Origin of the sequence: Methanobrevibacter sp., from assembly GCF_045577275.1 — an archaeon.
In the GTDB taxonomy this organism is placed as follows: domain Archaea; phylum Methanobacteriota; class Methanobacteria; order Methanobacteriales; family Methanobacteriaceae; genus Methanobrevibacter.
The window spans coordinates 1-10,276 of the sequence record NZ_JAZNIB010000098.1; the positions used below are offsets into that span (position 1 = coordinate 1).

10 protein-coding genes are annotated in these 10,276 nt (G+C 31.8%); 3 read left to right on the plus strand and 7 right to left on the minus strand.

Annotation, left to right across the window (positions count from 1 at the left end; genetic code table 11):
• Positions 1–273: 273 nt before the first annotated feature.
• Positions 274–477: a histone family protein gene (locus ACKI67_RS03385; protein WP_407461983.1), complete on the plus strand. Its 204-nt coding sequence runs from the start codon at positions 274–276 to the stop codon at positions 475–477.
• 285 nt (positions 478–762) lie between these two features.
• On the opposite strand, the gene ACKI67_RS03390 is transcribed toward ACKI67_RS03385, so the two are convergent.
• From ACKI67_RS03390 to ACKI67_RS03405, 4 genes are all read right to left on the minus strand, one after another.
• Positions 763–1,434, minus strand: coding sequence for a flavodoxin family protein (locus tag ACKI67_RS03390; RefSeq protein WP_407461984.1), 672 nt, complete (start codon positions 1,432–1,434; stop codon positions 763–765).
• Between the two features lie 121 nt (positions 1,435–1,555).
• The gene (locus ACKI67_RS03395; protein ID WP_407461985.1) at positions 1,556–2,611 is read right to left on the minus strand and encodes an NOG1 family protein; all 1,056 of its coding nucleotides are present in this window, start codon (positions 2,609–2,611) and stop codon (positions 1,556–1,558) included.
• A gap of 103 nt (positions 2,612–2,714) precedes the next feature.
• Complete coding sequence (locus ACKI67_RS03400; RefSeq protein WP_407461986.1) at positions 2,715–3,272, minus strand: TIGR00296 family protein; 558 nt, start codon at positions 3,270–3,272, stop codon at positions 2,715–2,717.
• 300 nt (positions 3,273–3,572) lie between these two features.
• Positions 3,573–4,943 carry a TldD/PmbA family protein gene (locus ACKI67_RS03405; protein WP_407461987.1) on the minus strand — a complete coding sequence of 457 codons (1,371 nt, stop codon included), beginning with the start codon at positions 4,941–4,943 and terminating at the stop codon, positions 3,573–3,575.
• Between the two features lie 137 nt (positions 4,944–5,080).
• Here ACKI67_RS03405 and pyrI point away from each other — a divergent pair, with 137 nt between their 5' ends.
• Positions 5,081–5,539 (plus strand): aspartate carbamoyltransferase regulatory subunit, encoded by a 459-nt coding sequence (gene pyrI / locus ACKI67_RS03410; protein WP_407461988.1) that lies wholly within the window; start codon positions 5,081–5,083, stop codon positions 5,537–5,539.
• A gap of 98 nt (positions 5,540–5,637) precedes the next feature.
• Positions 5,638–6,066 (plus strand): EamA family transporter, encoded by a 429-nt coding sequence (locus ACKI67_RS03415; protein WP_407461989.1) that lies wholly within the window; start codon positions 5,638–5,640, stop codon positions 6,064–6,066.
• Between the two features lie 66 nt (positions 6,067–6,132).
• Here the strand turns inward: ACKI67_RS03415 and ACKI67_RS03420 are convergent, their stop codons facing one another.
• The 3 genes from ACKI67_RS03420 to ACKI67_RS03430 all read right to left on the minus strand — a co-directional run bounded on the left by ACKI67_RS03420 (position 6,133) and on the right by ACKI67_RS03430 (position 10,066).
• The gene (locus ACKI67_RS03420; RefSeq protein ID WP_407461990.1) at positions 6,133–7,377 is read right to left on the minus strand and encodes a GMC family oxidoreductase N-terminal domain-containing protein; all 1,245 of its coding nucleotides are present in this window, start codon (positions 7,375–7,377) and stop codon (positions 6,133–6,135) included.
• Positions 7,378–7,703: 326 nt separating this feature from the next.
• Positions 7,704–8,927, minus strand: coding sequence for a preprotein translocase subunit SecD (locus ACKI67_RS03425; protein ID WP_407461991.1), 1,224 nt, complete (start codon positions 8,925–8,927; stop codon positions 7,704–7,706).
• 2 nt (positions 8,928–8,929) lie between these two features.
• On the minus strand, positions 8,930–10,066 hold the full coding sequence (locus ACKI67_RS03430) for a protein translocase subunit SecF (protein ID WP_407461992.1): 1,137 nt from the start codon (positions 10,064–10,066) through the stop codon (positions 8,930–8,932).
• Between the last annotated feature and the right edge of the window lie 210 nt (positions 10,067–10,276).

Sequence of the window (10,276 nt, forward strand, 5' to 3'; positions counted from 1 at the left end):
AAGATCTTCTTGCAAAAATTATTTTTTTTAAATTTTTCCACACATTTTTTAATTATCTTTCAAAAAATTTTAGATTTTTCTCTAAAAATTATGAAAATTTTCACTTTTTTTCAAAAAAATATGAAATTTGTTTTTATTTTAAAAAAGTCAGTATCTCTTTAATGCTATCAAGAAATCAAGTAAAATTGAGTAAATTAGACCTAAAAAAGGGAAAAGCTTTAATACTAAGTATTGATATAATATTACTATACTATTAAAACGGAGGTGAAAATTATGGCAATTCCTAAAGCTCCTGTAAATAGGATTATCAAAGAAGCTGGTGCTGAAAGAGTAAGTGCTGACGCAGTAGACGCATTAGTAGCATACTTAGAAGCTGACGCAGCAGCAGTCGCTAAAAAAGCAATTGAATACGCTAAAATTGCAAAAAGACAAACTGTAAAAGCAGATGATATTGCATTAGCTATCGACAAAGAATAAGATAATTAACTTATCTTATTACTTTTATTTTTTTTAATAAAATTATTTTATTTTTTTACTATTTTTTTAAGATTTAACTATTTTTTAAGATTTAAACTATTTTTATAATTTTTATAATATTTTATCTATTTTAATTAATTTAGACTATTTTAACGATTTTCCACAATTTTAGATTATTATTGATTTATTAAAAAAGAAAAAAGAAAAATCCTTATTCTATAAGAAAGATAAAAAAAGAAAAGGGTATTGTATTTTATAAAAAAATGAAAAGAAAAAAAGAAATAATTATATTTTCAAACTGTCTTGAGCTATTTTTTTACCTAAATTATAAGCATCTTCCAAGTCAATATGGAAATGTTCCTCTTTTCTTTTAGCTTTTAATTCAGGATCAAATGCATAGTTTTCATATTTGGAATAGTCTGAAAACTGGTAAGTGTCATAAACTCTTAAAATATGAGGTTGTGAATATATGCCGCCAATAACGTTTTCCAAAATTTCAAACTTATTGCCATAGATTTGCTCACAAACTTCTTCTGTAACATTCATGGAGTAGATCATTCCAATAGGCATTCTTTTTGGAGCATTTGATTCTCCACCATAAACAAATACTGAAAACAGGAATCTTTCTAAAAATGACCTGAGTTCACCGGTTATTTCACCGAAGTAAATGGGAGTACCGAAAATAATCCCATCTGCATTTTGCATTTTTGGCAACAATTCCCTTAAGTCATCTTTAATAGGGCACTGCGCATAATATTTTCCACCAATCCTTTTACAATGGAAACAAGATTTGCAGCCTTTATAATTCAAATCATATAAGTGAATTTGATGAATGTTTATTTCCTCTTCATCAAAGTCTTTCTTTAATTCATCAATAATTCCTTCACTTGCCTTTTCCAATAATTGGGCAGTATTATATTTCTTTCTTGGACTACCGTTTACTAAATAAAAATCCATAATATCCCTTCAATCAAATTATTAAATATAAAATAAAAATTTAAAGAATTAGAAAAAAATTTTAAATTAAATAAAGAATAAATTTTAAAAATTAAAAAAAAAGAATATGAGAATAGATTATTTATGTTAAATCAAAGTAATTCTCATCATCTTCATATTCGTCTTCCTCTTCACTTGTTCTTTCTCTTTTTTCAACTTGCATGATCAAATCGATAATCTCTTCAATACCTTCACCTTCTGCAGCTGAGATAAGCAAAGGATTTTCGGTTTTGTCAATGTATTGTTGGATATAATCATGTCTTATGCCATCATACTCTGCAATATCCATCTTATTGAATAAATATATGATTGGTGCATCAAACACATTTTTGATTTCTTCTAAGAGATTGTATTGATTTTCAAGAAGGTATCCGCAAGTTTCAGATCCATCAAATATGAACAATATAGCATCAGCCAAGTGTTCGAGGGCAACCATAGCGTTCATTTCAATATCATTCATATCTCCGATAGGCCTATCCAATAAACCTGGAGTGTCAATGATTTGGTAATGCTGCCATTTTTTCTCGAAGTGTCCGATTTGAATACCTTTTGTGGTAAATGGATAATTAGCCACTTGAGGTTCAGCATCAGTGATATGAGTCAACAATGTTGATTTTCCCACATTTGGGAATCCTGCAATAACAATGCTTATTGCATCAAAGTCAACAGTAGGCATATTTCTTAAGGATTGTTTAGCAAAATCTAAAAAGTCCAAATCCTTTTCAATCTTATGAACAACTGAAGAGATTCTTCCGTAAGCCTGTTTTCTAAGGCCGGTTGCTCTTTCTGATGATGACTTTCTTATTTTTGCACCATATTCCTTTTCGAGTTGGGTAATAATACCATATGCCCAATTAAGTGCACCTAATGCTTGCTTGAAATCATCCACACCTACAGTAATGTCTATATAATCCTGATAAAATTCTGGAAGTTCTTCGATTTCAGGGGTACGGTCTAAGATCATTTTAAGTCTGTCTTTAATGACTTGGCAAGCAGTGATTACTCTTGTCTCTTCAATACGTTTGCCCTTCAAATGTTTAGGCATCTTTTCTCCTCTTCGCAGATCAGCTGCCTTCTTACCTCTTCTGAAACCTTTATCTAATAATTCATCTGGAGTTGGAATTGTTGGTAACATCATTTTTTATCACCGTGTAATCATAATTTAGTAATTTTTTTTATAATTGTAATTTTTAAAAATCATTTTTATTCAATGTTTTAAGTTAATACTTTTATTAAAGGCTTTATTTAAATATTTGCCCTTGGAATTTGTATACTTTCGTATTTTCATCAAGCCATGCGTCTGGTCTGAGCCCTGCCTTCATACAGGTATGAGATATGAATTCCTCCTTGTCCATATTATGTTCTGGAGCGACTTGAGGCAATAGCAATCCTCTATAGAATCCTTTCTCCACTATCAATCCGTCTTCTCCAATAATTATATTGTCCAAGTAATCAATTGGTCTTTCAACTTCGATTAGCTGTGGTTTGGTCAAAACGGTTATTTCATATTCGAGACTATCCAATTCACTTTCATCAACACTTGGAAAACGTGGATCTCTGATTGCTGCAGAAATTGCAGAATCAATCACAGCATCAAGCAGTGGATAGATAGGTTCAGGATAACCGATGCAACCTCTAAGATTATTATGCTTGTTCAAGGTAACGAATACACCAAGTTCTTCATACATATAGTCAGGACAATCTGAAGGTGTGTCAATTTTTCTATTTTCTTTAACATATGTTTCAATGGCATCTTTTGCTAAACTTAGTAAATATTTTCCATCACTTTCACTTAACATATTTTCACCTTCAAATTTTTGAAATAATTTTTTTTAGTTTTTATAATTTTATTTTTTTAAAACTTAACTTTTCAATTTTGAAAAATTACTTTTTTAGAAATTTTTATTTTTTTTGAATTTTTCAATTTATTTTTTTCTAAAAAATTTCCATTTTTAGCTAAAATGGTATTTTTCAACTGCTTCATCTATATCTCTTTTTATCGATTTGTTTACTATTTATACAAAATCGTTTATTTTGAATATAGCTTTAATTAAATGAATAGTATGATAAAATTAATATAAAATTAATTTTTATAAATATTAGTTGCTTCCACCTACCATTGCATTCAAAATTCTGGTGTGTGGTCCACCATCACCAACTGGTGCAGTTTGTCCACCTTTACCACAGTAACCTACACTAAGCTTGAAGTCGGAACCTATTCCATCAACACCATTAAGTGTTTCAAGAATATTTCCAGATAATGAAACATCTCTGAAGTGATCTTTAAGTTCACCATTTTCAATCTTGTATGCTTCAGTTGCATTGAACTGGAAAATTCCTTTACCTGTATCAACTTGTCCGCCTCTTGAACCTTTAAGATAGATTCCATCCTTGATGTCTTCAATAAGTTCTTCAAAACTTAAGTCTCCAGGTTCAAGGAAAGTGTTACTCATTCTTACAATAGGTTGGTCGCTTATTGATGACCTTGCATTTCCAGTTAGTGGAATGCCTAATTTGCCTGCACTTTCTCTGGAGCTTAGGAATGACACCAACTCTCCATTTTTAACAAGCTGATTCTTTCTGGTTTTGACTCCTTCAACATCATAAGGATAATATCCGAATCCTTCCTTATAGCTTGAGTCATCATAGATGTTGACGATGTCTGATCCGATTTTCTTATTCATTTGGTCATGCAATATGGAATCATCCTGCAATACGAGGTCTGCTTCTACAGCATGTCCTACTGCCTCGTGAATGAACACTCCTGTGAGGTTGTTGTCAGCTACAATTGGGAATCTTCCGGAAGGTGCAGGTTTTGCATCCAAAAGTTCAGTTGCCTTTTCACCTATCTTTCTTCCAAAGGATTCGATGTCTGCATCTTCAAGTACTTCAAAACCTTTCACTCCACCTAAGCTTCCATGGTTAAATTGAATAAGTTCTCCGTTTGAAGCAACTGCATTCAATGAAAGAACCACTCTTGAACTGTCTATAAGAATTTCACTCCCTTCAGTGCTTACAAATGCACTGTTGCTTTCTCCATCGGAATAGCTTACTGTTGTACTTACCACTTTTCCGACATTGCTTGCCTTGTTCACTTCTTGAATCAGTTCCTTTTTATCTTCAATTGTAACATCACTTGCAGCTATTTTTCTATCTGTCTTTACTTTATCCTCTATGATTTCACATTCTGCAAGTTCAATATCGCCAGTGAGTGAGTTTGATATCTTAATTGCCTTTTCTGTAATTTCCTCTAATTTTGAAAAGTCATTGGTTGAAGCAAATCCCCATGCGCCATTGTTTAAAACCCTTATTCTTGCAACAGTGGACATGCCTGTGTTTATTTCCTGAATTTGATTGTCTTTCATGATTATGCCTGTATTATTTCCACTACCTGCTCTTATGTCTGCATAATCAACTTTGTCTTCAATTTGAGTTAATATTTTTTTAAATAAGTCTATATGCGCTTCCATTTTAAGACTCCTTTTTTTAATTTTATTTTTTTAAAGTTTATTCATTTATTACTTTATTGTTTTTAATAGATATAACTATTTATTAATTAAATGTTTAATAATAAATTATAAATAAAATTTAAAAGATATATTTAATCATGACTAAACATGAGTTAAAAGTTAAACCTATTGAAAATGGTACTGTGATTGACCATATTCAAGCCAATAAGGCACTTCAGGTATTGAAGATATTAGGTCTTCCAAAGGAAGGAATTAATGTTACCCTTGCTATGAATGTTCATTCTAAATTAGGTTTTAAAGATATAGTTAAAATTGAAAATAGGGAAGTGGACCATACTGAAATAGATAAGATTTCATTGATTGCTCCTAATGCCACCATAAACATTATTAGGGATTATGAAATAGTTTCTAAAAAGAAAGTGGAATTAGTGGAAGAATTGAATGGTATTGTAAAATGCACTAACCCTAAATGCATATCAAATACTGATGAGCCTATAGAAAGCAAATTTTATTTGGTTGAATCTGATCCTATCACTCTCAGATGTCATTATTGTGAAAGATTAGTTCAAGCAGATGAAATTTCAAAACAGTTTTAAATGGTTTTAGCTTTTTATCTAATTTTTTAATTATTTTTTATTTGACATTTTTCTAATTTTTTTATTCTTATTATTAATAATATTCAAAGGTGTAAAATATGTGGGAAATGATTTGGCCTATCTTATTGGTTATACTGTCTAATACAGTTTATAATATTTGTACCAAATCAACCCCAGGCAATGTGAATGCCTTTGGTACATTGATGATAACATATGCTGTAGCAACAATACTCACTGCTCTTATTTTTGTTTTTCTTGTCAAACCTGAAAATGTATTAACTGAATTGTCCCGTGTAAACTGGACTTCTGTAGTATTGGGAATGGCTATTGTAGGCTTGGAATTGGCTTACATTTTTGCTTACCGTGCAGGTTGGAAAGTAAGTTCTGCATCAATTGTTGCAAATATTGGATTGGCAATTGTGCTGATATTTGTTGGTGTTATTTTATATGGTGAAAATATTTCATTGAAACAGTTGATGGGAATTTTAATTTGTTCCATTGGTTTGTTTTTAATCAATATGGGTTAAAAAAAGAAAAGGATTGCATTGTTTTGTTTTTAATCAATATGGGTTAAAAAAAAGAAAAAAAGAAGTTTAAATAACTTCTTCAATTAAATGATTAGCAAGTCTTTCTGCTAATGCCAAAATTAACAAGATTGGTGGTTTTCCAGGGGAAATTGGTATAACACTTGCATCTCCAACGTAAAGCCCATCAATTTGAGTCTTCAAGTTTTTATCAACCACTTCTCCAATTGCAGCTGTTCCTCCAGGGTGAGCTCCTCTGAATACTGTTGAAGTCATGGTTGTTGCATCGACTCCCGCTTTTTCAAGTACAGATCCTGCCGCTGCAGCACCTTGAGCAAGTCTTCTGATGTCATCGATTGTATTGAACTTTTTAACGTTTCCATCTATGTCAACAGAACCTACCATATCATCTTGAACCTTTACCATAATGCTTAAAATGTCCTTATCTTCAACATCTGGATTGGATTCCTTAATGTATTTTGCAATGAAAGATGAGAAGTGAGGCGCTAAGATATATTCTTTTCCAACCGCGAGCCCATTCATTTGAACTTCAGTGTTGTAATTAATGTCCTTTAAGTATCCTCCAACAGATACGAATGGGTCAAAGAACAATTTGTTTCCTGCATCAATTCCAGTCTTTTGCAAAATGACTGCAGAATCAATTGCTCCTGCTGCAAGAATCACCAAGTCAGTTTGGATTTTCTTAGTTTCTCCATCTTGCACATATTCAACAGCTGAAACTTTCTTGTCTTCAGTCAATATCTTTTGGACTTCTGCATTTTCTATCAGTTCTGCACCATTTTCAATTGCAATATCCACAAAGTCCTTTCCACTCCATTTAGCATCACGAGGACAGCCGAATGAACATTTACCACATGGCTTGCAATCTTCATCTCTAATGAATTTAGGCATTCTGATTGCATCAAATCCACATTCACGTGCAGCATCCAGGAATTTCTGTGTTCCTTCACCTATATGGTCATCATCCATTTGGTGAATGCCTGTCAATTCTTCAATTGTTTCATATTCTTTGCTGAGGTCTATGCCAAGCTCTTCTCTAAACTCATCTTCAAGAACTCTTACCCCATTACCTGCAGCAACTATTGTGGATCCTCCAACACAAGTGGTTTTCAATAAGTCTAAGCTGTTTTCATTTTCAAATCTTTTATCATAATATTTCATGTCATATGTTTCAAAGGCATCTTTGCTTTTAATGTATTGTCCTCTTTCCAATATGGTTACTGGAATATTGGATTTAGCAAGCTTCATTGCTATTATTGCTCCTCCAGCTCCAGTTCCTATTACTACAACCATTTTTAATCTCCGTTGTTTTTTATTAAATATATTTGTTTTATCATTTAATTAATTATTTGTAATTAAATTTTAAATTTTATTTAATTAATTATTCATAACTAAATTCTAAAACAGTTTAATCCCTTCATTTTAATATTTATTTTTATCATATAAATAATTAACAATTGTTATATTTTTATGAATATTTTTTTAATTGTTTTAAAAAATAGAGAAAATAAAAAAATAGAGAAAATAGAGAAAATAGAAAAAATAGAAAAATAAAAAAAGAAAGAATAATTGAAATTATTCTTTTTAAGTAGTTTTAAATTGTTTAATTTTATTTAAATTTATGAAACGAAAATTTCAATAAATTTAGCATAAGCTGGTCTGGTAATGAATACACCAATTAAAACCCCTATGATTGTAGTGAATGCGAAACCTGCAATGGTACCGATACCACTACTTCCTCTTGCAAATCCAACATAAGCAAGAGGCAACATTGCAGCTATTAAAGTTCCTGCAGATGCAAAGATAATGAACAATGCATTCTTAACGTTCATTTGGGTTCTTGTTCTTCTGTGTCTTGTGTTTTCATCATCGTGGTGCAATACCTCATCTGTAATGATGATCTGGTCGTCTACCCCAGTACCTACAGATGCGATTAAACCAGCAATTGCTGCCAAGTCTATATTCCAATGGATAATTGAAGCCACACCTAAAATGATTATGATCTCAGATAAGGTAGTAATCAATATTGGAATTGCCAAGAAAGCTCTTCTGTATCTGATGTACACAACAGCGGAAATACCTAAAATTGCAAGCAATCCTGCAATCAAAGCACCTTGTGCGAATTGTTGACCTAATTCCGGTGAAACAGTATTGGAACCGACAGTATGGATTTTAACTGGTAAGGAACCGGTTTTTAAAACTGTAAATACAGTGTTGGATTCCTCTTTTGCTGCTTCCACATCATCTGCTCCACCTGTCACTTCAACTTCAGCCACAGGTTCTCCACTTGCCAATCCTTCAGATAATTCAGGAGGATGGTCATCAATCTGTTTTCCATCAAGGTACATTACAACTTCATGTCCACCTTTGCCTTTTGCAAGTTCAGCAAATTTCTTAGCTCCTTCTGTTGTCAGTGTAAATGGCACATGCCATTCTCCAGATTCTCCAACTATAGGAGCATCAACTGAAGCTACATCACTTCCTACAAGAACAGTCTTATTGTCTATTTTAGCTTCAAATATACCCGGATTTCCAATCAGCCGTTCCACCTCTTCAGGTGTCTTTCCAGCCATTTCAACTATAACCATTTTGTCTCCACTGGATCTGACCTTTACATCGCTTACACCATAAAGGTTAAGCCTTTTATCTAAAACAGAGGTTACAATTTTCATTGTAGTGTCGTTAACAGGATGTTCTAATTCCAATTGGATTGAGGAACCACCTTTTAGGTCAAGTCCTTGTTCAACACCAAGTAGGCTGATACTTAAAATACTGATTATAAGGAATATTAAGAGGATAATTACTTGTCTATCTTTAAAGAATTTTGATAAATCGCTTGCCATAATTATTTGCCTCCTTTTCCTTTTTGTTTTTTAGCTTTACGTTTGTTGACTTTCTTACCGGATTTCTTATTTTTAGACTTTTTAGGAGCTTGTGAAGATTCTTCCATATTGTCAATCTTTTCCAATTCCTCTTCAATCTTAGTCATTACCTCATCATCTTCAACTTCAGTTTTTCTCTTTAATTTGTCTTTAAAGCTTAATTTGGATTTATTATCTGAAGCTTCATCTGATTCATCGTCAGAGTCGTCAGAAGATTTGGATTTTGTTGCAGATGAACTTACATTGTATTTGTCTTGCTTTTTGGATTGTCTCCAATCGATATAAGTCTTAAGGATTCCTAAGTTCATTAACCAAGTTGAAAGAATATCCCCAACTAATCCTATTACCAATACTGCAGAAATATTACTTAAGGTAGTTGCTTCAGGCATAATGAGTTTAGTAACTACAAATAAGATACCCATTGCAGCTATTGCAGCAAAGGACATGGTCAAACCAGTATACATAGCATTTTTAGCTCTGCTTTCCACAGTTCCTTCTCTTCTTTTTAAAAGTCTGGTGGTAAGAAGAATATCTGTATCCACACTGTACCCAATAAGCATTAGCAATGCACCAACAGATGCAATTGACAGTGGAATCTTAAAGATAGACATTCCACCAAGAGCGATAAGTATATCACATAATGCTGCAAGGATGATTGCTACAGATGGTACAGGTTCTCTAAATACGATAAATACAGTAACTGCCATAAATAGGAACGCAAAGATCATAGCAACATAAATTTGTCCCATTGCTTCTTCACTTAAAACAGGACCGATTTCATTATAGCTGATAACATTGGCCTTTCCGTTTATGGCGCTTGTAAATGTACTTGAATTAACGTTATTTTCCAATTCAACAGTAACCTTATTGTTTCCATTATTTGTTACTTTTATATTGTTTGTGTTTAATTTGGCATCAAGGGTTTGCTCTAATTCAGTTGGAGTGACAGAACCTAATAATTGTAATTCTGCTTGTGAACCTCCTTTTAGGTCAACACCTTGTTCTAAGCCGTTAACACCTATAAGAACTAATGATAAAAGTGCAAGAATAATTGGAATAGCAATTAAGATTTTGTGATTTTCCATCATTTTTTCTAACATTTTTCTTTTGCACCCATTAAACTTAATTCGTTTTGAAATAATTTGATAATAATTATTATAAAATATGTTAATAAAAATTATACATTAATAATTTTCTAATTTATATTATTAAATAGTTTCCTTAAATTTAATTCTAAAATTGGATTAATTAAGAAAAATTCTTATTAAGTTATTAAAAAAAGAGTTATTTTGATGAAATTATTATTATTA